Consider the following 25,670-nt stretch of genomic DNA (forward strand, 5'->3'; position numbering starts at 1 on the left):
TAGAATAAGTGAGCAAAGATACAATTTATTCCTACAAAAAGGAGTTATAACATCAAGAGGAAAATAATTAAAAAATAAATGCTATTTCTATGAAAAAAATATCAGTTTTATTTTTGGTTGCCCTATTCGGCGGATTTACTTCTCTCGGAATCTATAAATACTTTATTGAAGAAAACCAACCTGAATATATCGTCGAAGAAACCGACGAGCAACCGCAACAAAGTAACCATTTTAAAACACAACAAGTATCTTACGGTACGGCCTTTGCCAATCCAGATTTTACCACAGCAGCCAATAAAACAGTTCACGCTGTAGTTCACGTAAAAAATGTAAGTATTGGCCCACGTTCCATACAAGAATATATGCATGGCATTCAAGGTAAAGCCATTCGTGGTGCTGGCTCTGGAGTAATTATCACACAAGACGGTTATATTGTGACTAACAATCATGTCATACAAGGAGCAAGTGAAATTCAGGTAACTTTAAACAACAACATCACTTATAAAGCAAAAGTAATTGGTACGGCACCAAAAGCCGATATCGCTTTGATAAAAATAGACGCTAACGATCTCAATTATTTACCTTTCGGAAATAGCGACCAAGTACAATTGGGCGAATGGGTTTTGGCAGTGGGCAACCCGTTGAACTTAACTTCTACCGTTACCGCTGGAATTGTAAGTGCCAAAGGTCGCGACCTAAATGAAGGTGACACTTCTTTGCCTTCTTACATTCAGACAGATGCGGCAATCAACCCTGGAAATAGTGGTGGAGCTTTGGTAAACACTAATGGTGAACTTATCGGAATAAACACAGCAATCACATCACAAACAGGAAGTTACATTGGTTATGGTTTTGCTGTACCAAGCAACAATGCTCGAAAAATTGTGGAAGACTTGTTAGAATATGGTGACATCCAACAAGCGATTATCGGAATTACCGGGGGAACCTTAAATCCAGAAGCCGCTAAAAAATATGATCTAAGTGTATCGCAAGGAGTTTATGTAAGCTCAGTAAATGATAACGCGGAAAGAAGTGGTCTACGAAAAGGTGATTTAATCATCAAAATAGATGGTATTAGGGTAAGAAAAATGTCTGACCTTACCGCATATATCAACACTAAAAGACCAGGTGATGATGTTCAAGTAAATTTTATTAGAGATGATGAAGAGAAAATCACCAAAGTACGCCTTTCTAAATATGAAACCATTATTATTGAAAAAGCAGGTTTAGAAGTCACCAATGCCGATGATGATTATTTAGCTTATTTTGACGCTACTTACGGAGTGAAAATTGTTAAACCTATTTCTGAGCATATCAACATTCCGCAAGACCAGTTTATCATCACCAAAATAGACGACATCAAAGTAAATAGTGTAGATGATGTCAAAAGAATTTTGAACAAAACACACAAAAATCAAGCCTTACAAGTTACTTTTAAAAACAGAAGAGGTTATGAAGACACCTATACGTTTAGGTCCTAATTCCCAAGAAACGAAAAATAAAAAATCCTTCATCAAAAAAGTGAAGGATTTTTTATTTTCTGCACTTTAAATAATTTAAAATAACTATTTTTGCAGCACCTTAAATCCTAACACAATATTTCATCATGAACCAACATGAAAATTACGAGAAAGAACTTGCTTTTCAAGCAGATAGAAGGAAAGCAACTGTAGAATTTATCAAAACCGCAAACGACCTATGGTATGATAAATCTATCGAATTAGTTCTTTTTAAAAATCAATTAATCGACAAAAGCGTAAGCGAAATTTTAAACCTTCACGAATACGCTGGAGAATTTGTAGAGAAGCCTATCTCTATTTTTGATTCGGTAGAAATCGCACAAGCTATCAAAGCTTTAGATTTGCCGCCTGCAAAATTAGACATCGGTAAACTTACTTACGAATACCACAAAGAAGGTTCTGATAATGTAACTGCTTTTGTAACCAATAAATTAAGTGATTCTAAAGATTACCAAGAAATCAAACCAAAAGATGTTGTTTTATATGGTTTTGGTAGAATTGGTAGATTGCTCGCTAGAGAATTGATGGTAAAAGCCGGAAAAGGAAACCAATTAAGACTTAGAGCGATTGTTGTAAGAGGAACGGTTGACAAAACGGTTTTAGAAAAAAGAGCTTCTTTACTAAAGAGCGATTCTGTTCACGGTGATTTTTCAGGTACTGTTGGTATCAATGAAGAGAAAAAAGCTTTAATCATCAACGGCACAACCGTACATATCATCTCGGCAAACCAACCAGAAGATATCGATTATACCACTTACGGAATCAATAATGCTTTGATTATTGACAACACGGGAGCTTTTAGAGACGACGAAGCTTTAAAAAGACATTTATCTTCTAAAGGAGCAAGCAAAGTTTTATTAACTGCTCCAGGAAAAGGAGTTCCGAATATTGTTCACGGTGTGAACCATACAGAATACAACCCAGAAGAAGTTTCTATTTTTTCAGCGGCTTCTTGTACCACTAATGCAATTACGCCAGTTTTAAAAGCAATTGAAGATTCTTTAGGAATCAATAACGGGCATTTAGAAACCATTCATGCCTACACCAACGACCAAAACTTGGTAGATAACATGCATAAAAAATACCGTCGTGGTCGTGCAGCAGCTTTAAACATGGTTATTACCGAAACTGGAGCTGGAAGTGCTGTAGCAAAAGCTTTACCTGCATTGGCTGGAAAACTTACGTCAAACGCCATTCGTGTTCCTGTACCAAACGGTTCGTTAGCGATTTTAAACTTAAACCTTAAAAAAGTGGTAAGTTTAGACGAACTCAATAGTATTTTAAAGAAATATGCTTTAGAAGGAGACTTGGTAGAGCAAATTAAGTATTCTATCGATAACGAATTGGTGTCTTCAGATATTATTGGTTGTTCTGCACCTTCTATTTATGACAGCAAAGCAACTATAGTTACCGAAGACGGGAATAACATTGTGCTTTATGTTTGGTACGATAACGAGTATGGTTACAGCCACCAAGTTATTCGTTTAGCAAAATATATCGCCCAAGTAAGACGTTATACTTACTATTAATATAGTATTCGCTTAAAGCGGAAATATAAACCTACCGAAATTCGGTAGGTTTTTTTATAACATAATTTTATAATTTTAGCCATGTTATTCCGTTATCTTTGCAAAATAAATTTCAAGAGACAAAAAACCCTAAAAATGAGAAAAGTACTATTCTTTTTTTTATTAATCACAACTACTTTTATAACCTACGCTCAAGAAGAAATAGAGCTCAACACCCAAAACCAGAGTATAGAATATCAGTTTCATCAACTGATGGAAGATGCTAATAATTATAAAGGCTACGAAGTCATTTCTCGTCAGAGTATTCTTGAACTAAAAGATAATATTTTAGATAGTGTACAAGATCTAAAAACAAAAATTGCTAAATCCCACGATAGCATCCAAAACCAACAAACGGAAATAGCTTCGCTCAACCAAAGTATCGAAAGCTTAAAAACCAATTTAGCTTCTGCGGAAAAAGAAAAACGAACGTATAAATTTTTTGGTTTAGAACTCAACACCGTTACTTACACCAGAACACTTTGGTTTATCATTCTTATTTTTGCTTTGCTTTTTGGCTATTTCTTATACAAATATAGAAGCAGTAATGAAGTGACAAAAGAAGCGCAAAAAAACCTTAAAGAAACCGAAGCCGAATTCGAAGAATACCGCAAAACTTCTTTAGAAAACCAACAGAAGTTAGGCCGAATGCTGCAAGACGAAAGAAATAAAAATGCAAAAAGCTAAACAGCTTATGCGAATTGACATCATTAGTGTAGTTCCCGATTTACTCAGAAGCCCGTTTGAAGCCTCTATCCTTAAAAGAGCAATCGATAAAGGCTTGGTAGAAATACACATCCACAATCTTCGGGATTATACCAACAGTAGCTACAAACAAGTAGACGATTACCAATTTGGTGGTGGTTCTGGCATGGTACTGATGGTAGAACCTATCGATAAGTGTATTTCTCAACTTAAAGCGGAAAGAGATTACGACGAAGTGATTTATATGACTCCCGATGGAAAAACCCTCAACCAACCAACTGCCAACCAGCTTTCGCTAAATAAAAACATCATTATTCTTTGCGGACATTATAAAGGTGTTGATCAACGCGTGAGGGATCATTTCATCACCAAAGAAATTTCTATTGGCGATTATGTTTTGTCGGGTGGCGAATTAGGAGCTGCCGTTTTGTGTGATGCTGTTATTCGGTTAATCCCTGGTGTTCTCGGCAACGAAACTTCCGCTTTGACGGATTCTTTTCAAGACAATTTACTTGCACCACCCATTTATACCAGACCTGCAGATTATAAAGGCTGGAAAGTTCCAGAAATACTTACCAGCGGCAACACCCCAAAAATTGAAGAGTGGCGTGAGCAAAAAGCCTACGAAAGCACTCAAAAAAGAAGACCTGATCTTCTAAAAGATTAATTTTTTATTGCTGGAAACAAAAAAAGTATTAATTTTGCAACCTATTTCAACCTCTGGCGAAAATCGTGAACGTTGTCTTAGTTTTACTTTTTAATTTTTACAATTATGGAATCGTTAGTTAAATTTGTTCAAGACGAATTCGTTACAAAAAAAGACTTCCCAGAATTTAGCGCTGGTGATACAATTACTGTTTATTACGAGATCAAAGAAGGTCAGAAAACACGTACGCAGTTTTTTAGAGGTGTTGTGATCCAGAAGAAAGGAGCAGGGTCTTCACAAACTTTTACCATTAGAAAAATGAGTGGTACGGTTGGTGTAGAGCGTATTTTCCCTGTAAATTTACCTGCTTTACAAAAAATTGAAATCAACAAAAGAGGTAAAGTTCGTAGAGCTAGAATTTACTACTTTAGAGAACTTACCGGTAAAAAAGCTAGAATTAAAGAAAAAAGAACTAAATAATTTTAGTGATTTAATAGCATTCGAAAAGCCTTCTATTCCAGAAGGCTTTTTTGTTTTTCATAACCTACAAATCACACAAATCTAACTTTTATCAACCAGTAAAATTCTGTATATTTGTACGTCAAAAAAATAAATTAAAAACACCTTATCCATGGCAAACCAAGCTAAAATTATATACACCAAAACAGACGAAGCTCCTGCTTTAGCAACGCATTCGTTTTTACCGATTATCAAATCGTTTACTGCTCCGGCAAATATCCATATCGAAACCAAAGATATTTCACTTGCTGGGAGAATTTTAGCCGTTTTTCCTGAATATTTAAAACCAGAACAGCAAATTGGCGATGCTTTAAAAGAGCTTGGCGAATTAGCTAAAAAACCGGAAGCCAACATCATCAAACTTCCTAATATCAGTGCTTCTATTCCACAGTTAAAAGAAGCCATCAAAGAATTACAATATAAAGGTTACGATTTACCCAATTACCCAGACGAACCAAAAACCGACGAAGAGAAAAAAATCAAAGCTACTTACGACAAAGTAAAAGGAAGTGCCGTAAACCCTGTTCTTCGTGAGGGAAATTCTGACCGTAGAGCTCCAAAATCCGTAAAAAATTACGCTAAAAACAATCCCCACCGTATGGGCGAATGGAGCAAAGACTCAAAATCACATGTAGCAACAATGAGCTCAGGTGATTTTCGTTCGAACGAAAAATCATTAACGATTGAAAACGCAGGAAGTGTTTCTATCGAATTAGTGAAAGACAATGGCGAAACCCAAGTTTTAAAGGAAAGCGTTGCGGTACAAAAAGGCGAAATTATCGACGCAACTGTGATGAGTAAAAGCGCTTTATTGAAATTCTTGGAAGAGCAAGTAAAAGATGCGAATGAAAAAGGGGTGCTTTTTTCTTTACACATGAAAGCTACAATGATGAAGGTTTCAGACCCTATTATTTTTGGTCACGCCGTAGAAGTTTTCTTTAAGGACGTTTTCACGAAATACGGAAAACAACTCAAAGCAGCTGGAGCTGATACAACGAGTGGTTTTGGCGATGTGCTGGAAGCCATCAACAGTTTAGATGAGGCGACCAAAAAAGAGATCAACACAGCTATTCAAGATACATTAAATAACGGCCCCGATTTGGCAATGGTCAATTCTGATAAGGGAATCACCAATCTACACGTGCCAAGCGATGTGATTATCGATGCTTCTATGCCAGCGATGATTAGAACATCCGGACAAATGTGGAATAAAGACGGAAAACAACAAGACACCAAAGCGGTTATTCCAGATAGCAGTTATGCCGATTTGTACGAAGAAACGATCGCTTTCTGTAAAGAAAATGGCGCTTTCGACCCAACCACGATGGGAACAGTTCCCAATGTTGGTTTGATGGCACAAAAAGCAGAAGAATATGGTTCGCACGACAAAACTTTTGAAATTCCGTCAAGCGGAAAAGTTCAAGTAAAACAAAACGGAGAAGTCATTATCGAACACAGCGTTGAAGAAGGTGATATCTGGAGAATGTGCCAAGTAAAAGACGCTCCGATTCAAGATTGGGTAAAACTTGCCATTTCGAGAGCAAAAGACACGGGTTGGCCAGCCGTTTTCTGGTTAGACAAAAACAGAGCTCACGATGCAGAAATCATCAAAAAAGTAAATACTTATTTAAAAGATTATGATACTTCTGGATTAGAAATTCATATCCTAAGCGTAAAAGAAGCGACGAAATTCACTTTAGAAAGAGTAAAGAAAGGTGAAAACACGATTTCGGTTACGGGTAATGTTTTACGTGATTACTTAACCGATTTGTTCCCGATTTTAGAATTGGGAACAAGTGCCAAAATGCTTTCGATTGTACCTTTAATGAATGGCGGCGGATTGTTTGAAACCGGTGCCGGAGGTTCTGCCCCGAAACACGTCGACCAATTTGTAGAAGAAAATCATTTACGTTGGGATAGTTTAGGCGAGTTTTTGGCTTTAGCCGCTTCCTTAGAACATTTAGGCAAAAACCACAACAACCCAAAAGCTTTGGTACTTGCAGAAGCTTTAGATGATGCTACCGATAAATTCTTAATGAACGATCGTTCGCCATCGCGCAGAGTGATGGAAATCGATAATAGAGGAAGTCATTTTTACTTGGCAATGTATTGGGCAGAAATGTTGGCAAAACAAAATCAAGACACAGACTTGAAAAATCATTTTGAAAAAGTGGCCGCGCAAATGCAAGCCAAAGAAAATGAGATCATGAGTGATTTAATCAACTGTCAAGGACAACCAGTAAATATCGATGGTTATTATATGCCAGACGACAAACTCACTTCTGAAGCGATGCGACCAAGTGCAAATCTAAATGAGATTATAGGATAATCAATTTTTCACATCCACCGAAGCGGAATGTGAAAGAAGGTAAAAACTAAAAAGCCAAGTTGTTTAACTTGGCTTTTTTATTCACTTAAAAATCAAAATATAAAAAAACCTCATCATACGATGAGGCTTTATCTCTTATCGTAAATTTAGAATTACTTCTTAAACTTAGCGTATTTGTTTTTGAATTTATCGATACGACCAGCAGTATCAACAAGTTTTGTCTTACCAGTGTAAAAAGGGTGTGAAGATCTTGAAATTTCTAATTTCACCAACGGATATTCAGTACCTTCAACCTCAATCGTTTCTTTTGTATTTACTGTAGATTTAGTAATAAAAACCTCGTCGTTAGACATGTCTTTAAAAGCAACTAATCTATAATTTTCTGGGTGTATACCTTGTTTCATCTTCTTTAAACTTTAAATCTTATGATTTTTTAGAGGTGCAAATTTAAGTATTTTTATTTAAAACACAACAACTAAAACCAAAAAATATTGAAATTTAATTTTAGCTAAAATGATGTAACCTTTTTCTATATTTGTGTACTAACTCTAATAAACCAAAAATACACAAAATATCATGGAAAATTCGCCTTCTATTAAACCGATTGCCTATAAGTATGGAATTGGATTAGCTCTATATAGCATATTAGTATTAATCGTTAGTTATGTTCTAAATCTTTCTCCTGAAAATAAACTGAATTACCTTATTGGAGGTATCAACCTGATTGTGAGCATTGCTGTTTTTACTTATGCTATCAAAGAATATAAAAACCAAAATAGAGGCTACCTTTCTTTATCTGAAGCACTAAAAACTGGTTTAGCTGTTGCTGTTGTTTCTGGTGTAATTACAGCTATTTACTCTTATTTTCACTACAGTTATATCTTTCCAGAGTTTATAGAAATGACGATGGAGCAACAAAGAGCTGGAATGCTTGAAGCTGGAATGCCTGAAGAACAAATTGAACAATCGATGAACATGATGAGTTTTATGCGCGCTCCCTGGTTTTACGGCACCATTACTTTAATATACTCTTTGTTCTTTGGTTTTATTCTATCTTTGATTATTGGTTTAATCATGAAGAAGAAAGATCCAGCTTTAGCATAAACAAACCCCTATGCAAATTTCCGTTGTCATTCCGTTATTAAACGAAGAACAATCTTTACCAGAACTCCACAGATGGATAAAAGAAGTGATGCAAAAACATCACTTTTCTTACGAAATCATCTTTGTGGATGACGGAAGCACAGACAACTCTTGGCAAGAGATCCAAAAGCTCAAGGCGGAAAATGACGGAGTAAAAGCAATAAAATTTCATAAAAATTACGGAAAATCACAAGCTTTGCATGCGGGTTTTAAAGAAGCGCAAGGTGAAGTAATTATCACGATGGATGCCGATTTACAAGACAGTCCGGAAGAAATACCAGAATTATACGAACTCATTCAACAACAGAATTTCGATTTGGTCTCGGGTTGGAAAAAAGTACGTTACGATAACAAAATCACCAAAAATTTACCTTCAAAAATTTTTAATGCTGCAGCAAGAAAAGTTTCCGGTATTCAGTTACATGACTTCAATTGCGGTTTGAAAGCTTATAAAAATGAAGTGGTGAAAAACATAGAAGTCAATGGTGAAATGCATCGTTACATTCCGCTTTTAGCCAAAAATGCAGGATTTTCTAATATTGTTGAAAAAGTAGTGATTCACCAACCTCGAAAATACGGTGAAACCAAATTTGGAGCCAATCGCTTTATTCACGGCTTTTTAGACTTGATCACACTTTGGTTTTTATCTAAATTTGGAAAAAGACCGATGCACTTTTTTGGAGCACTCGGCGCCTTGATGTTTTTTATTGGTTTTGTAGCCACTTTATGGATTGGCATAAGCAAACTCATTAAACTCTATCATAACACACCCGATATTCTCATTACCCAAAACCCTTGGTTTTTTATTGCACTTACGGTAATGATTCTGGGTACTTTACTTTTTATCGCTGGATTTTTGGGAGAAATTATCTTACGAACCAATAAAAATCAGGAGCGCTATAAAATCAGTAAGAGGATAAAGTGATATAAATCACCTATTTTCATTACTTTTGCATGACAATAAAAAAGCAATGACCGACATTTTAGAGAAAGCAAACTATTGGTTGTCTCATCATTTTGATGCCCAAACCCAAAAAGAAGTTCAAGCTTTAATCGACCAAAACCCCGAAGAACTCAACGAAAGTTTTTACAAAAACCTTTCTTTCGGAACTGGTGGAATGCGAGGGATTATGGGCGTTGGCACCAATCGCATCAATAAATATACTTTAGGAAAAAACACACAAGGTTTATCAAATTACCTCAAAAAAAATTTTTCTAATCAACCCATAAAAGTGGCGATTGCTTACGATTGCCGTCACAATAGTAAAGAACTAGCAAAAGTAGTTGCCAATGTTTTTTCGGCTAACGGAATAAAAGTCTTTCTTTTCTCTGATCTAAGACCTACTCCAGAGCTTTCTTTTGCCGTAAAATACCTCGATTGCCAATGTGGGATTGTGCTTACGGCGAGTCATAATCCACCAGAGTACAACGGTTACAAAGTATATTGGCAAGATGGCGGTCAGTTGGTTCCGCCGCAAGACAAGGAAATCATCCAAGTGATTGAAAATTTGGAATATAGCGACATTCATTTCGATGCAAACCCAGATTTAATCGAATTAATTGATGAAAAAATCGATAAAGCTTTTATAGAGGCTTCGGTAAAAAATGGTAGCGGTTTTGCTTCCGCGGAAGCGAAAAAAGACCTGAAAATCGTTTTTACTTCCCTTCACGGAACATCCATCACGCTCGTACCAAAAGTTTTAGAAAAAGCTGGTTTCACACAATTACAAATCGTTCCTGAACAAAGCGAACCCAATGGAAATTTCCCAACGGTAAAATCACCTAACCCAGAAGAGCCTGAAGCCTTAAAAATGGCATTAGAGTTGGCAGAAAAAACTACTGCCGATATCGTCATTGGAACAGATCCTGATAGCGATAGATTAGGAATTGCTGTGAGAAATCTCGATGGAAATATGGAAATCTTAAACGGCAACCAGACAATGGTCGTGATGACTGAGTTTCTCTTAAAGAATCACCAAGAAAACATTGGTTTTGAGGGAAATGAATTTATTGCTTCCACCATTGTTTCTACGCCGATGATGCAAGCCATTGCAGGCCGTTATAATGTAGAGTGTAAATTGGGCTTGACTGGTTTTAAGTGGATTGCTAAAATGATAAAAGATTTCCCTAATCAGCAATTTATTGGTGGCGGCGAAGAAAGTTTTGGGTTTATGGTAGGCGATTTTGTACGTGATAAAGATGCGGTAACTTCTACCCTACTTATCTGTGAAATTGCTGCTTTCTTAAAGTATCAAAACAGTTCGGTTTACGAATACCTCATCGAATTATATCAGAAATATGGTTTGTACCAAGAAAAGTTGGTTTCGCTTGTTAAAAAAGGGAGGAAAGGTGCAGAAGAAATCAGCCAGATGATGAGCGATTTACGAGCAAATCCCCCAAAGGAAATAAACGGAATAAAAGTGGTGAAGCAAGAAGATTACCAGACGCTAGAAAGTCACGACTTTGTAAATAATATTAGTTCTAAACTTGATTTTCCAACTTCCAATGTCTTGAAATTTCACTTAGAAGACAGAACAGAAATCGCAGCTAGACCTAGCGGTACCGAACCTAAAATAAAGTTTTACATCAGTGTAAATTCTGCTTTAAGCAATAAAGAAAATTTCGCCGAAAGGCAAAAAGAATTAGACCAAAAAGCCGAAAGCTATCTGACTTTTTTTCAGAAATAAACCCATAGAATGAAATATATCAAAAAAATATATCCTTTTTTACTTCCTTATAAAAAGTACGCTTTTTTAAATATTTTCTTTAATGTTTTCTACGCGCTTTTTAGCACACTTTCTTTTATTTCGCTTGTCCCGATGCTGAAGGTAATGTTTGAAGAAACGGAAACCACATACGAAAAACCAGCCTATCAAGGACTCTTGAAAATCGGTGATTTTCTTGAAGCCTACTCAAATTACTATATAACCTACCTCAACGAAAGTCAAGGTCCAGTTTATACGCTTACCGTTTTAGTCATTATGATTATCTCACTGTTTTTATTGAAAAACTTATGTGGTTATCTCGGTTTATACTATATCGCATATCTGAGAAATGGTATTTTAAAAGATCTACGCAACAAACTGTATCACAAAATTGTAGAATTACCACTCTCCTATTTTTCTGAAAAGAAAAAAGGAGATGTGATTTCCAGAATGACATCAGATATCCAAGAAGTGCAATCGAGTTTTTTATCGGTATTGGAATTGGTCGTAAAAGAACCTTTAACCATTATTTTTACAATTGGTGGTATGTTGGTCTTTAGCCCAAAGCTCACTTTATTTGTATTTATTTTTATTCCGATTTCTGGTTATATCATCTCTATTATTGGTAAAAACTTAAAGCGAAAATCAACACGCGTACAAAATGAACAAGGTCATATTCTTTCTAACCTTGAGGAAACATTAACGGGATTAAAAATCATCAAAGCTTTTAACAGCGAAAAGATTTTTGGTAACAAATTCGAAAACTCAACAAGTCGTCATTTTAGATTTGCCAATAGTTTGATGCATCGTCAGAATCTTGCTTCTCCCGTAAGTGAATTATTAGGCATCATTGTGATTGCTGTGATTCTTTGGTACGGTGGTAAAATGGTATTGATAGACGGCACTTTAACCGGAGCAAGCTTTATTGGTTTTATGGGTCTTGCATACCAGATTTTAACCCCTGCAAAAGCAATAAGTAAAGCCTCTTATAGTGTTAAAAAAGGTAATGCAGCCGCAGAAAGGGTACTCGATATTCTAGAAACCGATAATAACATCAAAGACCAACCTAATGCGATAATTAAAACCGATTTTGATAATCAAATTAACTTTAAAGATATCTCTTTTAAGTACGAAGATCAATATGTCGTGAACAATCTAAGTTTTGAGGTACAAAAAGGGCAAACGGTTGCGCTTGTTGGTCAATCTGGTAGCGGAAAAAGTACAATGGCAAATTTAGCCATTCGCTTTTATGACGTTAACGAAGGTGAAATTTTAATAGACGGTGAAAATATCAAAAACATCAAAAAAAGCTCATTGAGAAACCTGATGGGCTTAGTTACCCAAGACTCTATTTTGTTTAATGATACCGTGCGCAATAATGTTGCTTTAGGAAAAATAGACGCTACCGACGAAGAAATAATTGATGCCTTAAAAGTTGCCAATGCTTGGGAATTTGTCAAAGATTTACCAAAAGGCATCGGAACCAATGTTGGCGATGGTGGCGGAAAGTTAAGTGGCGGTCAAAAACAACGTATTTCTATTGCGAGAGCCGTTCTCAAAAATCCACCGATTATGATTCTCGACGAGGCGACTTCTGCTTTAGATACCGAAAGCGAAAAATTGGTGCAAGAAGCTTTAGAAAATATGATGAAAAACAGAACTTCTATTGTCATCGCACATCGACTTTCTACTATACAAAATGCCGATAAAATCATTGTAATGCGTAAAGGTGAAATTGTAGAAGAAGGCAAACACCAAGAACTTTTAAACAAAAAAGGTATTTACAAGAATTTAGTAGAAATGCAAACCATACAATAAAATGCTTACTCCAGAAGAGGCACATATTGTATCACAACTCAAGCAAGGGAAAAACAAAGAAAAGGCTTTTCAAGAGCTAGTCAATTTATACAAAGAGCCGCTTTACTGGCATATCAGAAATATTGTAAAAAATCACGACGATACTGATGATGTTTTGCAAAATACGTTTATCAAAGTTTTTCGTTACATCGATAATTTTAAAGAAGAATCTAAACTTTACAGCTGGCTCTATCGTATTGCTTCCAACGAAAGTTTTACCTTTCTCTCAAAAAAAGCAAAACGCCTAAAAATATCTGATGAAGAACTACAAGAAAGTCTTATCGAAAATTTAACTTCAGATACTTATTTTGAAGGAAAAACAATCCAGATTGCTTTACAAAAAGCAATTAACACTTTACCAGAAAAGCAAAAAGTAGTTTTTCAGATGAAGTATTTTGAAGATTTAAAATACCAAGAAATTGCTGAGATTTTAGAAGTAACCGAAGGTACTGCAAAATCTAACTATCATCACGCAGTACAAAAGATAAAAAATAATTTAGAAGACCATTCAACCTTTGATTTTTAAAAAAGTCTAACTATTGATATGAAAAAGAAAAGTAACATCCATCAACAACATAGCGGCTTTAAGGTTCCGGAGAACTACTTTGCGAACTTTAAGGTTGCTATAGATGGTGTTATGCAAGAAAAAATCCGCGAAAACAAAAAACAACAAAAAGCTGGTTTTACAGTACCAGACAACTATTTTGAGAACTTTAGTGTTGAAACTCCTAAAAAGCAACCTAAAGTTGTGCAGTTATTTACCAATAAGCATTTCAGGAAAGTAGCAGCTATTGCAGCTATTTTTATAGGAATTTTTGTTGCAGTAAATACTATACATTTCACTTCCATTGAAAATAAAAGTATAAGCGGACTTGCCATCGAAAATTATTTGAACAAAGACTTGTTGCAAAACGATAGTAACGAATGGGATTTGGATTATCCGATTGATGAAACTTATATTTCTGACGAACTCAACCAAGTAAATGAAGAAGCGATTTTAGAATATTTATCGCAAAATGCCGAACTTACAACCCTTATAAATCCGTAGAAAATGAAAATTGCTGTCTATTTTTCCTTTATATTTTTACTTGCTTTTTCTGCTCAAGCACAAAAAATGCACGATAAAGACGACGAAAAAATAAAATCCTTAAAAGTTGCTCATATTACCAAATCACTTGATCTCACCGAAAGTGAAGCAGCAAAATTTTGGGTGATTTATAACAAGTATGAGAAAAAAAATGACGAGTTATATTCCAGTCAATGGTGTGATGTAAAAAACGGTCTCGAAACGGTTGAAAATGTTGATGAAAAAACAGCTAAAACATTGGTAGAGCAATACATCAATATCAAAAAGGAAAGTGCACAGCTTAAAGCGGAATTTGTCAAAGAATTAGAAAAAGTGATTTCGTACAGAAAGATTTTAGCCTTAAAAAAGGCTGAAAACGATTTCCATCGGATTTTAATCAAACAATACAAAGACGACCAAACGAACAATTAATCTTCTGAGCTTGTTTCCAGCAAATCTTTTTCGGTAAAGGTAAGTTTAGCAATTCTACCTTTTCCAGCAGCGTAAGCGGTAAAATCGTTTAAAAATCGAATCGTATAAAAAGCTTCGTCACTTAAAGTTTTCCAGGTTTTTCCGTAATCAGAAGAATAATCGATACCTGTAAAACCAACAGCTACGATTTCTCTTCCGTCGCTATTGGGCACAAAACGAATGCTGCTTTTATAGCCTGGCAGTTCACCATTAGCTACCACTTGCCACGTCTTACCACCATCGTTAGTAATGGCTTTATTATTGGTTTTTCCGTTTGGGTTGGTATAATCACCACCAATTGCTGCTCCAATTTTATCGTTGTAAAAGTCGATGCTGTAAATTCCTGTCGAACTTGAATTATGAATAAACGGTGTTTCAAATACTTGCCAATTTTCTCCTCGATCTTCCGAAAAATAAATACGAGAAGCCTTACCGCCAGTTGCAAACCAAACTTTATCACCTTTTATGGCAATATTACTATTACTTGCCGCAAAAGCTGCTTCCCCATCCATAATTGGCACTAAGTTTTCACAAGGGACTTTTTTCCAAGTTTCTCCACCGTTTTGGGTAATAATCACAGACATACAGTTTTCTGTCGGATCGCCTATTGCTATGCCGTTTTGGGTATCAAAAAAAGCCATTGCGTCATAAAAAACTTTTTCACCTGCTTCTTGATAAACCAACTTTCGTTTTCCGAAATAATTTACTTTATACAACAAAGCTGGATTTCCTGCAGAAAGAATAAAATCATCTTCTTTATTTTTTGCTAAAGCCCTAAAATCTATATTATTGGTATTATTATCGATTTCTCCGATGTAAGCGACAGAATGATCGGCAGTATTTAAATAGCCAAATTCGCTATTGGTTCCACTATAAAAAATATAATCTTTACAAACATGCAAAGCTCTAATGCTTACTGGTCTTTCTAAAATGGTTTCTACTTTAACAGTGGCAAATTCTTTAATTCTGTTTTCGTTTTGAGCAACGTTGATGCACCCCAACAACACAAAACATAAAGCCGCTGTAAATAGTCTTTGCATAAGTTAGTTTTAATTCAAATATAACATTATCCCATTTAAAAATGTTTAACTTTGTAGGCTAATTTTTTACTATGCGATTACACCGAAACCTCGTTTTTGCTTCTATAGATACGTTACATCTCATTTTTAACGAAAATAAATATGCCGATAAAGAGCTGGCAAAAACCTTAAAAAGAGATAAAAGATGGGGTTCGCGTGACCGCGGATTTATCGCTGAAACAGTTTATGACATCGTACGTTGGAAAAGATTATATGCAAAAATTGCTGATGTAAAATCACCTTTTTCGAGAGAAGATCTATTCAGGATTTTTGCAGTTTGGGCAACACTCCGAGGTATTCAATTACCCGATTGGAAACAATTAGAAGGAACACCTACACGTAGAATTAAAGGACGTTTTGATGAACTAAGTAAGATAAGGGTTTACCGAGAATCGATTCCCGATTGGTTAGACGAATTGGGTATAAAAGAACTGAGTGAAAAAACATGGGAAAAAGAAATAGCTGCACTCAATCAGACAGCTCAGGTAATTTTAAGAGTAAACACTTTAAAAACCAATGTAAAAGACTTGCGAACGGCTTTATTGCACGAAGATATTGTGACGCAACCTCATAAAAACTATCCAGACGCTTTGATTTTAGAAGAAAGAACCAATGTTTTTTCTACCAAAGCCTTTAAAGACGGAATGTTTGAAGTGCAAGATGCTTCTTCACAATTGGTAGCTCCTTTTTTACAAGTAGAACCAGGCATGAAAGTGGTTGACACTTGTGCTGGAGCTGGTGGAAAGTCACTACACATTGCTGCTTTAATGAAAAACAAAGGGCAGGTTATTTCGCTGGATATCTACGAGAATAAGCTCAAAGAACTCAAACGTAGAGCAAAAAGAGCTGGTGCTCATAATATCGAAACGCGATTTATCGAAAATAATAAAGTAATTAAAAAGCTTTACGGAAAAGCAGACCGTGTGTTGATAGACGCACCTTGTTCTGGTCTGGGTGTTTTGAGTAGAAATCCAGACGCTAAATGGAAACTGCAACCAGAATTTATCGAAGAAATCAAGCAAACACAACTAGATATCCTTCAAAATTATTCTAAAATAGTCAAGTCTACCGGAAAAATGGTTTATGCAACTTGCTCTATTCTACCATCTGAAAACCAAAAACAAGTACAGACTTTTTTAAATTCCCCAGAAGGAAAAGAATTTACACTCGAAGAAGAAAAAATAATACTAAGTCATAAATCAGGTTTCGACGGGTTTTATATGGCCCGATTATCAAAAAAATAAGATGAAATATTTCGCTAGTTTACTATTAGTTTTTACCACTCTGATAGCTTGTGCACAAGCACCAACAGGTTATTACAACTCGGTTCAAGGTAAAACAGGTTATGCCCTAAAAACCGAATTGAAAAATATTATTACCAATGGACATAACACACAATCATATGGCGATTTATGGAATGCCTATTATACCTCAGATATCGATAATTATTACGAAAATGACGGTACCATTCTCGATATCTATTCTGAAAACCCTACAGGAAACGATCCTTATGAATATACACCAGGAAACAACGATCAATGCGGAAACTACAACAGCGAAGGTGACTGTTACAACCGTGAGCATTTGATGCCGCAAAGTTGGTTCAACGAAAATCTACCAATGAAAACCGATATTCACCATGTGGTTCCAACAGATGGTTACGTAAATGGTCATCGTGGGCATTTACCTTTTGGGGAAGTAAATAATGCCAGTTATACCTCTAACAACGGTTCAAAAAAAGGGAATAACGTTTATAATTATCCGACTACTTATAACGGTGAAGTTTTTGAACCGATAGACGAATTTAAAGGCGATATTGCCAGAGCTTATTTTTATATGGCAACCCGCTACGAAAACGAGATTGGCAGTTGGGAAGGTGAAAACGATGGAAGCCAAAATACCCTTAACGGAAGTTCTGATCAGGTTTTTGAAGATTGGATGTTGAGTATGTTGATCGAGTGGCACATTGATGATCCTGTTTCTCAAAAAGAAATCGACCGCAATAACGAAGCTTACCTTTTTCAAGGAAATAGAAATCCGTATGTCGATCATCCAGAATGGGTAGAAGATGTTTGGGAAAGCTTTATATCGGTCCCAACAAACAAAAGAGAGCAATTTAGCATTTACCCAAACCCAATCATCAACAACGAAGTTTTTATCAACACACCATACCAATCTGGTTTTGAGGTGCAGATTTTCGCTTTAAACGGAAAGAAAATGATGCAGAAAAACTTCTCAAAAAGCAACAATAAAATCAGATTAAACAACTTGAATTCGGGAATATATTTTATTAAAATAAATACTCAAAACCAAAGTTTTATCCAAAAGCTCATCATCCCATAAAATCATAAATTCAAGTTGTTTTTGTCACTACTTTTATATGGTAAATTAACCAGAAAGAAGTAAATTTGCATTTTCAAAAAGCACAATACAAACAACCCACTTATGATTCTATTTTTTGGTCATCCTTCACAAAAAATTTATGCTGTTCAAATCAGTAAAAGCTTAGCTCAAGACGAAATTAAAAAACTCAACTGGCTTTTCGGAAACGCAGAACAGATAGAAAAATCAGAAATTTCAGAGAATTTTGTTGGCCCAAGAGCCGCTATGATTACACCTTGGAGTACCAATGCGGTGGAAATCACCCAAAATATGGGTGTCGAAGGCATCATCAGAATAGAAGAATTTACTCCAGAAGACAAACTTGAAGTCGAGTTTGACCCCATGATTTCTCAGAAATATCAAGGTTTACATCAAGATATTTTTAAGATTGATATTCAACCGGATACCATCAAAGAAATAGACGATATTCAAGCCTACAACGAACAAGAAGGATTGGCGTTGAGTACAGAAGAAGTAACCTATCTCGAAAAACTTTCTAAAAAAATAGGTAGAAAACTGACTGATTCTGAAGTTTTCGGTTTTTCGCAAGTCAACTCAGAGCATTGTCGTCATAAAATTTTCAACGGTACGTTTATCATCGATGGCGAAGAGCAACCCTCTTCCCTATTCAAACTAATCAAGAAAACTTCTCAAGAAAACCCAAACACGATTGTTTCGGCATATAAAGATAACGTGGCTTTTGTTAAAGGTCCGCGGGTAGAGCAATTTGCTCCTAAAAGAGCTGATGTTCCAGAGTTTTACCAAAATACAGATTTCGATAGTGTGATTTCGCTTAAAGCGGAAACCCATAATTTCCCAACCACCGTAGAACCCTTTAACGGTGCCGCAACTGGAACAGGCGGAGAAATCAGAGATCGTTTGGCGGGTGGAAAAGGCTCCTTACCGTTAGCAGGAACAGCAGTTTATATGACGGCATATAGTCGTTTGAACGAAGAGAAACCTTGGGAGAAAAATATCGAACTAAGAGCGTGGCTTTACCAAACACCATTGGATATTCTTATTAAAGCTTCTAATGGAGCCTCAGATTTCGGAAATAAGTTTGGGCAACCACTTATTACCGGTTCTGTTTTGACGTTTGAGCACCAAGAGGGCAACAAAAACCTAGGTTATGACAAAGTGATTATGCTCGCTGGTGGTATTGGTTACGGAAAAGAAAATCAATCTTTGAAAGACACACCCGAAAAAGATGATAAAATTGTGATTCTAGGAGGTGAGAATTACCGTATCGGAATGGGTGGAGCAGCCGTTTCTTCTGCCGATACTGGTGAATTTAGCAGCGGAATAGAACTGAACGCCATCCAACGTTCTAACCCAGAAATGCAGAAAAGAGCAGCCAACGCTATTCGCGGAATGGTAGAAAGTGAAGAAAATACAATTGTTTCTATTCACGATCACGGAGCTGGCGGACATCTTAACTGCCTTAGTGAATTGGTTGAAGAAACAGGCGGAAATATCGATTTAGATCAACTTCCTGTGGGAGACCCAACTCTCTCGGCAAAAGAAATTATTGGTAACGAATCGCAAGAACGAATGGGATTGGTGATTGGCAAAAAAGATATTGATACTTTAAAGAAAATTGCAGAACGAGAACGTTCACCCATGTACGAAGTTGGTGAGGTGACCAATGATGAGCGATTTACTATTTCAGGTAAGAAATCACAACAAACTCCAATGAATTTAGCTTTAGGCGACATGTTCGGAAGTTCACCAAAAACAGTGATGAACGATGTGACCGTCGAAGCAAATTATGATGACATTTCTTTTGAAAAAGGAAAAATATACAATTACACCAAGCAAGTTTTACAATTAGAAGCCGTAGCTTGTAAAGACTGGTTGACCAATAAAGTAGACCGTTGTGTATCGGGTAGAATTGCCAAACAACAATGTGTAGGCGAATTGCAAATTCCTTTAAATAACGTTGGTGTTGCTGCTTTAGACTACAACAGCAAACAAGGTGTCGCAACCGCTATTGGTCACGCTCCTATTTCAGCATTGATCGATCCTGTGGCGGGTTCTAAAAACTCAGTGGCAGAATCATTAACCAACATTATTTGGGCTCCGCTAGAAAACGGATTGAAATCGGTCACGCTTTCTGCCAATTGGATGTGGCCTTGTAACAACAAAGGTGAAGACGCAAGATTATATAAAGCTGTAAAAGGACTTTCTGATTTTGCCATCAATTTAGGGATCAATGTTCCAACAGGAAAAGATTCGTTGTCTATGAAACAAAAATACAAAGACAAAGAAGTACTTTCCCCAGGAACGGTGATTGTTTCGGCTGCAGGTCATTGTAATGATATCAAAAAAGTAATAGAACCTGTTTTACAGCCTAATGAAGGTTCTATTTATTACATCAATTTATCACAAGATGATTTCAAATTGGGAGGTTCTTCTTTTGCACAGATTTTAAATAAAATTGGAAAAGAAACACCAAGCATTCAAGATGATAAGCAGTTTGCCAAGACTTTTGATGTGATTCAGGATTTAATTAAAAACGATCAAATCGTAGCAGGTCACGACATCGGTTCAGGTGGTTTGATTACAAACTTACTTGAGATGTGTTTTGCCAATAAAAATCTAGGTGCAAACCTTGATTTATCTTCTATTCAATCTAAAAGTTTAGAGCATTTATTATTTAGCGAAAATATCGGAATTGTTTTCCAAGCTGCTGATGATAACGCATTAGAATCCGCTTTAAGCGAAAATAACATCAACTTCCATAAAATAGGAAAGGCAAACACTTCAGAAAAATTAACGATTGCTTTTGGCGAAGAAAATCTATCGTTTGATATTCCGGAATACCGTGATGCGTGGTTTGAAACTTCTTATTTGTTAGACCAGAAACAAAGCGGAAAAGTGAAAGCGAAGGAGCGTTTTGACAATTATAAAAACCAACCGCTTCAATATCAATTTCCTGAGAATTTTACGGGAAAACTTCCTGTTTACTCGGACGAAAAAATAAAAGTGGCGATTATTCGAGAGAAAGGTTCAAACTCTGAACGTGAAATGGCCCGTGCATTACATCTTGCAGGTTTTGAGGTAAAAGACGTGCACATGACCGATTTAATTTCTGGTCGTGAAACTTTAGAAGACATTCGAATGATTGCAGCCGTAGGTGGTTTCTCTAACTCAGATGTTTTAGGAAGTGCCAAAGGTTGGGCCGGAGCTTTTTTATACAACCAAAAGGCTAACAAAGCCTTGAAAAATTTCTTCGAAAGAAAAGACACACTTTCGCTGGGCGTTTGTAACGGTTGCCAATTATTTATCGAACTTGGCTTAATCAATCAAGATCACGCTGAAAAGCCAAAAATGTTGCACAACGATTCGCATAAATTTGAATGTACTTTCACTTCTGTGGAAATACAACCCAACAACTCGGTAATGCTATCGAGTTTGGCAGGAAGTAAATTAGGAATCTGGTCTGCTCATGGTGAAGGAAAGTTTAGTTTTCCTTACGGTGAAGAAAAATACAATATCGTTGGTAAATATGGTTATGATACTTATCCTGCCAATCCCAACGGTTCTGATTATAATACTGCTATCTTGACCGACGACTCGGGAAGACATTTGGTGATGATGCCACACTTAGAGCGTTCTACTTTCCCTTGGAATTGGGCTTATTATCCAAAAGAGAGAAAAACAGACGAAGTAAGTCCGTGGATAGAAGCCTGTTTAAATGCTAGAAAATGGTTAGAAAAAAATAGCTAATCGGTTATTTTATTTCACGAAAGCAAAAAAATTTAGAATTATAAAGGAGTTATTTTTATATTTATCATAATTATAACTCCTTTTTATTTATGGAACCTGTAAAACGACTCTTCGATATACCCTATCACCAATTAGAAAAATTCAACTTAAAGGATGCTTTAGTAACCAAATATGATGGAAATTGGGTAGCTACAAGTACCGAAGAATATATAGACAAAGCTAACAAAATAAGTAGGGCTTTGGTAAAAATGGGTGTACAGCCCAATGACAAAATTGCTATTATTTCTACCAATAACCGCACCGAATGGAACATTGTAGATATTGGCATTTTGCAAACTGGAGCTCAAGATGTACCGATTTACCCTTCGATTTCTGAAGAAGAATATGCTTATGTGCTTAACCATAGCGAAGCAAAATATTGCTTTGTTTCCGACAAGGAGGTTTTAGACAAGGTTAGTCGTATCAAAAACCAAGTTCCGAGCTTACAAGAAGTATATACGTTCGATAAAATTTCTAGAGCAAAAAACTGGGAAGAACTTTTAGAATCAGGAAAAGATACTGCTAACCAAGATGTGGTTGAAGATCGTAAAAAAAACATCAAAGAAACCGATATCGCAACACTTATTTACACCTCTGGAACAACCGGAAAACCAAAAGGAGTGATGCTTTCACACAAAAATATTGTAAGTAATGCAGTCCATAGTTCTTCAAGGTTTCCTGTAGAATATGGCAATAGTAAGGCGCTGAGTTTTTTACCTGTTTGTCACATTTTTGAGCGCATGCTTTTATATATGTACCAACTCAACGGTATTTCTATCTATTTTGCAGAATCGTTAGAAACCATAAGCGATAACCTAAAAGAGGTAAAACCAGAAGTAATGACAGCTGTTCCTAGACTTCTCGAAAAAGTGTATGACAAAATTATTGCCAAAGGAACAGATTTGACGGGTATTAAGAAAAAGTTATTTTTCTGGGCGGTAGATTTAGGTTTAGAATACGAACCCTACGAACAAAATGGATGGTGGTACGAGACCAAACTTAAGTTGGCACGAAAACTTATTTTCAGCAAATGGAAAGAAGCTCTCGGCGGAAATTTAGAAATAATCGCTTCCGGAAGTGCCGCTTTACAACCAAGGTTAGCACGTATTTTTAATGCCGCAGGAATCAAAGTGATGGAAGGTTACGGACTTACGGAAACCTCTCCTGTAATTTCGGTAAATGATGTAAGAGATAGAGGTTTTAAAATAGGTACGGTTGGTCGTGCTATACCAGAAACTGAAGTGAAAATTGCTGAAGATGGCGAAATACTAATCGCGGGACCACAAGTGATGCAAGGCTACTACAAAGACGAAGAAAAAACCAAAGAAGTACTTTACGATGGTTATTTTCATACGGGTGATATCGGCGAAGTAGATAACGATGGTTTCTTAAAAATAACCGATCGTAAAAAAGAAATGTTTAAAACTTCTGGCGGTAAATATATCGCACCTCAAATCATAGAAAATACGTTAAAACAATCACGCTTTATAGAGCAGGTAATGGTTATTGGTGAAGGCGAGAAAATGCCTGCAGCTATTATTCAACCTAACTTTGAGTTTGTAGAGGATTGGGCTAAACGTAAAAAAATAGATATTGGGAATTCGCCCAGAGATTATGTAAATAATACTTCCGTCAAGGATAGAATTCAGCAAGAGGTTGATTTTTACAACGAGAAATTCGGAAAGTGGGAAAAAATTAAAAAATTTGAGTTAACTCCTGATGTTTGGTCGGTTGAAGAAGGCCACCTTACACCAACCATGAAAATGAAACGAAAAATCATCCTTGAAAAGTACAAAGATATTTATGATAATATCTACAGATTTCAGTAGCGGTAATACTCACTTATAAAAAGAAAGCCTTGTTAAAACAAGGCTTTCTTTTTATTAAATAATTGAAAAACAAAACAATATGATGTATCTTTAGAAAAACTAAAATCCAGCCTATGAAATATCTCTACCTATTTGTTTTATTTTTTTCAGGAATTACGCTTCAAGCACAAAATGAGTTTATCACCACTTGGCAAGTAACTTCATCAGACCTCAGTATCACTATTCCTACAAATGGCAGTGGTTATAATTATACGGTAAATTTTGGAGACGGAACAATACTGAACAACCAACAAGGGGATGTTTCACATACCTATAACCAGAATGGAACTTATACCGTAAGCATTTCTGGTAATTTTCCTAGAATAAATTTTCAAGGTGTAGCCAACTCAAAAAAAATCATGAGCATTGAACAATGGGGCAATATACAATGGCAGTCTATGCAAGCCGCTTTTAATGGTTGTATTAATTTAGTAATAAATGCTACCGATGCTCCAGATTTAAGTCAGGTTACTGATATGTCAGGAATGTTTAGTTTATGCACCAGCTTAAATCAACCTATCAATCATTGGGATGTTTCCACAATAACCAATATGAATAGCCTTTTTAATGGTGCAAGCTCCTTCAACCAGCCATTAGATAGTTGGGATGTTTCTAATGTTACAAAAATGGCTTATACCTTTGCTTCTGCAAATTCTTTTAATCAACCTCTAGGTAGTTGGGATGTTTCCAATGTAAACAATATGAAATGGATGTTTGTAAGCACTTTTAGCTTTAATCAACCACTTGATAATTGGGACGTTTCTACTGTTACTACTATGGAAAAAATGTTTGGTTTTTCCAGCTTTAATTCCCCTATTGATAATTGGAATGTGTCTAGTGTTACCAATATGGGGTTTATGTTTCAATCATCTGATTTTAATCAATCTCTGAATAGTTGGGATGTCTCTAATGTCTCCGATATGGATCTTATGTTTGCTCAAAGTCCTTTTAACCAACCTCTAGATAATTGGGATGTTTCTAATGTTTCAACCATGTTTAGCATATTTTTTAATGCACAAGATTTCAATCAAGATCTTTCTTCCTGGAACTTCCATCCAAATGTAAATTTCCATGAGATGTTTTACAGCAGCGGTTTAGATGTAGATAATTATGACAAATTATTGGCTCACCTTACTACATTTGGATATACCAATAAAACAATGATTGCTAAAAATTTGAAATACTGTGATATTACCTCTAGAGACTTTCTCACAAACAACCTCAACTGGTCCATTACTAACGATGAACTTGCTCAAAATTGCAATGTTTCTGCCGAGGAAAGTATTTTAGATGCCTTTACCCCTACTCCAAACCCAACCATGGGAATGATACACCTTGACTTACAAAACATACATATAGAAGAAATTTTGCTTTACAACACCATCGGACAAAGAATAAAAACTTTTCCTTATGTCGATAAAATCGATATAAGCGAATTTCACAGTGGTCTATACTTTTTACAACTTCGAACACAAGAAACTCAAAAAACCTACCCTATTGTTAAAAATTAAGCCTTCTTGGTTTATTTATAAATTTTCAATCAATTGCTATGCGCGCATAATATATTTTTCATATATTTGAACATAGCTTAACAATCAATGAAAGAAAAAACTTTAGATTACATCTTGAGAGCCACATGGATAGCAGTAGCAAAGATGTATAACGAAGAGGCCAGCAAAAAAGGAAGCACGATGGCAATTGGGTTTGCATTGCTCAATATCGATCCAGAAACAGGTACACCATCAACTTCTTTGGGACCAAAAATGGGCATGGAAGCCACAAGTTTGTCACGCACGCTAAAAAACATGGAAGACAAAGGGCTTATTTGCCGTAAGCAAAACCCCGAAGATGGTAGAAGTGTTTTGATACAGCTTACTTCCTTTGGGAAAGAAATGCGAGATTTCTCTAAAAACGTAGTCTTAACTTTTGATGAAGCCATTCATGATGAAGTGACAAAAGAAGAAATCAAAACTTTTAAAAAAGTGGCCGAAGCCATTTTAGACATTGTAAATAATAAAAAAATATTCAAAAAGTAAACAATACA

At 35.9% G+C, this 25,670-nt stretch carries 21 protein-coding genes; 19 read left to right on the forward strand and 2 right to left on the reverse strand.

Annotation, left to right across the window (positions count from 1 at the left end; genetic code table 11):
* Positions 1 to 89: 89 nt before the first annotated feature.
* The 6 genes from DNG35_RS07380 (at position 90) to DNG35_RS07405 (ending at position 7,287) form a co-directional block, all read left to right on the forward strand.
* Positions 90 to 1,481, forward strand: a complete 1,392-nt coding sequence (locus tag DNG35_RS07380; RefSeq protein WP_111127428.1) for a S1C family serine protease — start codon at positions 90 to 92, stop codon at positions 1,479 to 1,481.
* Positions 1,482 to 1,606: 125 nt separating this feature from the next.
* Positions 1,607 to 3,049 carry a glyceraldehyde-3-phosphate dehydrogenase gene (locus DNG35_RS07385; RefSeq protein ID WP_111127430.1) on the forward strand — a complete coding sequence of 481 codons (1,443 nt, stop codon included), beginning with the start codon at positions 1,607 to 1,609 and terminating at the stop codon, positions 3,047 to 3,049.
* A gap of 135 nt (positions 3,050 to 3,184) precedes the next feature.
* Entirely contained in the window at positions 3,185 to 3,775 is a 591-nt protein-coding gene (locus DNG35_RS07390) for a tRNA (guanine-N1)-methyltransferase (protein WP_111127431.1), read from the forward strand.
* Positions 3,776 to 3,782: 7 nt separating this feature from the next.
* Complete coding sequence (gene trmD, locus DNG35_RS07395; protein WP_111127486.1) at positions 3,783 to 4,460, forward strand: tRNA (guanosine(37)-N1)-methyltransferase TrmD; 678 nt, start codon at positions 3,783 to 3,785, stop codon at positions 4,458 to 4,460.
* Positions 4,461 to 4,565: 105 nt separating this feature from the next.
* The gene (gene rplS / locus DNG35_RS07400; RefSeq protein WP_111127432.1) at positions 4,566 to 4,919 is read left to right on the forward strand and encodes a 50S ribosomal protein L19; all 354 of its coding nucleotides are present in this window, start codon (positions 4,566 to 4,568) and stop codon (positions 4,917 to 4,919) included.
* A gap of 151 nt (positions 4,920 to 5,070) precedes the next feature.
* Positions 5,071 to 7,287, forward strand: coding sequence for an NADP-dependent isocitrate dehydrogenase (locus tag DNG35_RS07405; RefSeq protein ID WP_111127434.1), 2,217 nt, complete (start codon positions 5,071 to 5,073; stop codon positions 7,285 to 7,287).
* Positions 7,288 to 7,439: 152 nt separating this feature from the next.
* Here DNG35_RS07405 and DNG35_RS07410 read toward each other — a convergent pair whose 3' ends face one another.
* Positions 7,440 to 7,691 carry a type B 50S ribosomal protein L31 gene (locus DNG35_RS07410; RefSeq protein ID WP_111127435.1) on the reverse strand — a complete coding sequence of 84 codons (252 nt, stop codon included), beginning with the start codon at positions 7,689 to 7,691 and terminating at the stop codon, positions 7,440 to 7,442.
* A 172-nt stretch (positions 7,692 to 7,863) separates the two neighbouring features.
* On the opposite strand from DNG35_RS07410, the gene DNG35_RS07415 reads away from it, so the two are divergent.
* From DNG35_RS07415 to DNG35_RS07445, 7 genes are read left to right on the forward strand one after another with little or no spacing between them, the layout of a single operon-like run.
* A complete protein-coding gene (locus DNG35_RS07415) occupies positions 7,864 to 8,391 on the forward strand; it encodes a DUF4199 domain-containing protein (RefSeq protein ID WP_111127437.1) in 528 nt (175 codons plus the stop codon).
* A 10-nt stretch (positions 8,392 to 8,401) separates the two neighbouring features.
* Positions 8,402 to 9,355 (forward strand): glycosyltransferase family 2 protein, encoded by a 954-nt coding sequence (locus DNG35_RS07420; RefSeq protein WP_111127438.1) that lies wholly within the window; start codon positions 8,402 to 8,404, stop codon positions 9,353 to 9,355.
* A 46-nt stretch (positions 9,356 to 9,401) separates the two neighbouring features.
* Entirely contained in the window at positions 9,402 to 11,117 is a 1,716-nt protein-coding gene (locus DNG35_RS07425) for a phospho-sugar mutase (protein WP_111127439.1), read from the forward strand.
* A 9-nt stretch (positions 11,118 to 11,126) separates the two neighbouring features.
* On the forward strand, positions 11,127 to 12,953 hold the full coding sequence (locus DNG35_RS07430) for an ABC transporter ATP-binding protein (RefSeq protein ID WP_111127441.1): 1,827 nt from the start codon (positions 11,127 to 11,129) through the stop codon (positions 12,951 to 12,953).
* 1 nt (position 12,954) lies between these two features.
* The gene (locus DNG35_RS07435) at positions 12,955 to 13,518 is read left to right on the forward strand and encodes an RNA polymerase sigma factor (RefSeq protein ID WP_111127442.1); all 564 of its coding nucleotides are present in this window, start codon (positions 12,955 to 12,957) and stop codon (positions 13,516 to 13,518) included.
* Positions 13,519 to 13,536: 18 nt separating this feature from the next.
* Positions 13,537 to 14,040 (forward strand): hypothetical protein, encoded by a 504-nt coding sequence (locus DNG35_RS07440; protein WP_111127444.1) that lies wholly within the window; start codon positions 13,537 to 13,539, stop codon positions 14,038 to 14,040.
* Between the two features lie 3 nt (positions 14,041 to 14,043).
* Positions 14,044 to 14,490, forward strand: coding sequence for a sensor of ECF-type sigma factor (locus tag DNG35_RS07445; protein ID WP_111127445.1), 447 nt, complete (start codon positions 14,044 to 14,046; stop codon positions 14,488 to 14,490).
* Here DNG35_RS07445 and DNG35_RS07450 read toward each other — a convergent pair.
* Entirely contained in the window at positions 14,487 to 15,569 is a 1,083-nt protein-coding gene (locus DNG35_RS07450) for an oxidoreductase (RefSeq protein WP_111127446.1), read from the reverse strand. The genes DNG35_RS07445 and DNG35_RS07450 overlap by 4 nt on opposite strands.
* A gap of 71 nt (positions 15,570 to 15,640) precedes the next feature.
* Here DNG35_RS07450 and DNG35_RS07455 point away from each other — a divergent pair, with 71 nt between their 5' ends.
* The 6 genes from DNG35_RS07455 to DNG35_RS07480 all read left to right on the forward strand — a co-directional run bounded on the left by DNG35_RS07455 (position 15,641) and on the right by DNG35_RS07480 (position 25,662).
* Positions 15,641 to 16,852 carry an RsmB/NOP family class I SAM-dependent RNA methyltransferase gene (locus DNG35_RS07455; protein ID WP_111127448.1) on the forward strand — a complete coding sequence of 404 codons (1,212 nt, stop codon included), beginning with the start codon at positions 15,641 to 15,643 and terminating at the stop codon, positions 16,850 to 16,852.
* Position 16,853: 1 nt separating this feature from the next.
* Entirely contained in the window at positions 16,854 to 17,951 is a 1,098-nt protein-coding gene (locus tag DNG35_RS07460) for an endonuclease (RefSeq protein ID WP_111127449.1), read from the forward strand.
* Positions 17,952 to 18,053: 102 nt separating this feature from the next.
* Positions 18,054 to 21,719 carry a phosphoribosylformylglycinamidine synthase gene (purL, locus tag DNG35_RS07465; protein WP_111127450.1) on the forward strand — a complete coding sequence of 1,222 codons (3,666 nt, stop codon included), beginning with the start codon at positions 18,054 to 18,056 and terminating at the stop codon, positions 21,717 to 21,719.
* Positions 21,720 to 21,808: 89 nt separating this feature from the next.
* Positions 21,809 to 23,587 carry a long-chain fatty acid--CoA ligase gene (locus DNG35_RS07470; protein ID WP_111127452.1) on the forward strand — a complete coding sequence of 593 codons (1,779 nt, stop codon included), beginning with the start codon at positions 21,809 to 21,811 and terminating at the stop codon, positions 23,585 to 23,587.
* A 113-nt stretch (positions 23,588 to 23,700) separates the two neighbouring features.
* Positions 23,701 to 25,137: a BspA family leucine-rich repeat surface protein gene (locus tag DNG35_RS07475; RefSeq protein ID WP_111127453.1), complete on the forward strand. Its 1,437-nt coding sequence runs from the start codon at positions 23,701 to 23,703 to the stop codon at positions 25,135 to 25,137.
* Positions 25,138 to 25,224: 87 nt separating this feature from the next.
* A complete protein-coding gene (locus DNG35_RS07480; protein WP_111127454.1) occupies positions 25,225 to 25,662 on the forward strand; it encodes a MarR family winged helix-turn-helix transcriptional regulator in 438 nt (145 codons plus the stop codon).
* The last annotated feature ends 8 nt before the right edge of the window (positions 25,663 to 25,670 follow it).

The sequence above is a fragment of the Mesonia sp. K7 genome (genome assembly GCF_003233725.1).
GTDB lineage: Bacteria > Bacteroidota > Bacteroidia > Flavobacteriales > Flavobacteriaceae > Mesonia.

Bases quoted from the DNA above. Each gene is read 5' to 3' on its own strand.
- DNG35_RS07380 (WP_111127428.1), top strand. From the start codon at position 90: ATGAAAAAAATATCAGTTTTATTTTTGGTTGCCCTATTCGGCGGATTT.
- DNG35_RS07385 (WP_111127430.1), top strand. From the start codon at position 1,607: ATGAACCAACATGAAAATTACGAGAAAGAACTTGCTTTTCAAGCAGAT.
- DNG35_RS07390 (WP_111127431.1), top strand. From the start codon at position 3,185: ATGAGAAAAGTACTATTCTTTTTTTTATTAATCACAACTACTTTTATA.
- trmD (WP_111127486.1), top strand. From the start codon at position 3,783: ATGCGAATTGACATCATTAGTGTAGTTCCCGATTTACTCAGAAGCCCG.
- rplS (WP_111127432.1), top strand. From the start codon at position 4,566: ATGGAATCGTTAGTTAAATTTGTTCAAGACGAATTCGTTACAAAAAAA.
- DNG35_RS07405 (WP_111127434.1), top strand. From the start codon at position 5,071: ATGGCAAACCAAGCTAAAATTATATACACCAAAACAGACGAAGCTCCT.
- DNG35_RS07410 (WP_111127435.1), bottom strand. From the start codon at position 7,691: ATGAAACAAGGTATACACCCAGAAAATTATAGATTAGTTGCTTTTAAA.
- DNG35_RS07415 (WP_111127437.1), top strand. From the start codon at position 7,864: ATGGAAAATTCGCCTTCTATTAAACCGATTGCCTATAAGTATGGAATT.
- DNG35_RS07420 (WP_111127438.1), top strand. From the start codon at position 8,402: ATGCAAATTTCCGTTGTCATTCCGTTATTAAACGAAGAACAATCTTTA.
- DNG35_RS07425 (WP_111127439.1), top strand. From the start codon at position 9,402: ATGACCGACATTTTAGAGAAAGCAAACTATTGGTTGTCTCATCATTTT.
- DNG35_RS07430 (WP_111127441.1), top strand. From the start codon at position 11,127: ATGAAATATATCAAAAAAATATATCCTTTTTTACTTCCTTATAAAAAG.
- DNG35_RS07435 (WP_111127442.1), top strand. From the start codon at position 12,955: ATGCTTACTCCAGAAGAGGCACATATTGTATCACAACTCAAGCAAGGG.
- DNG35_RS07440 (WP_111127444.1), top strand. From the start codon at position 13,537: ATGAAAAAGAAAAGTAACATCCATCAACAACATAGCGGCTTTAAGGTT.
- DNG35_RS07445 (WP_111127445.1), top strand. From the start codon at position 14,044: ATGAAAATTGCTGTCTATTTTTCCTTTATATTTTTACTTGCTTTTTCT.
- DNG35_RS07450 (WP_111127446.1), bottom strand. From the start codon at position 15,569: ATGCAAAGACTATTTACAGCGGCTTTATGTTTTGTGTTGTTGGGGTGC.
- DNG35_RS07455 (WP_111127448.1), top strand. From the start codon at position 15,641: ATGCGATTACACCGAAACCTCGTTTTTGCTTCTATAGATACGTTACAT.
- DNG35_RS07460 (WP_111127449.1), top strand. From the start codon at position 16,854: ATGAAATATTTCGCTAGTTTACTATTAGTTTTTACCACTCTGATAGCT.
- purL (WP_111127450.1), top strand. From the start codon at position 18,054: ATGATTCTATTTTTTGGTCATCCTTCACAAAAAATTTATGCTGTTCAA.
- DNG35_RS07470 (WP_111127452.1), top strand. From the start codon at position 21,809: ATGGAACCTGTAAAACGACTCTTCGATATACCCTATCACCAATTAGAA.
- DNG35_RS07475 (WP_111127453.1), top strand. From the start codon at position 23,701: ATGAAATATCTCTACCTATTTGTTTTATTTTTTTCAGGAATTACGCTT.
- DNG35_RS07480 (WP_111127454.1), top strand. From the start codon at position 25,225: ATGAAAGAAAAAACTTTAGATTACATCTTGAGAGCCACATGGATAGCA.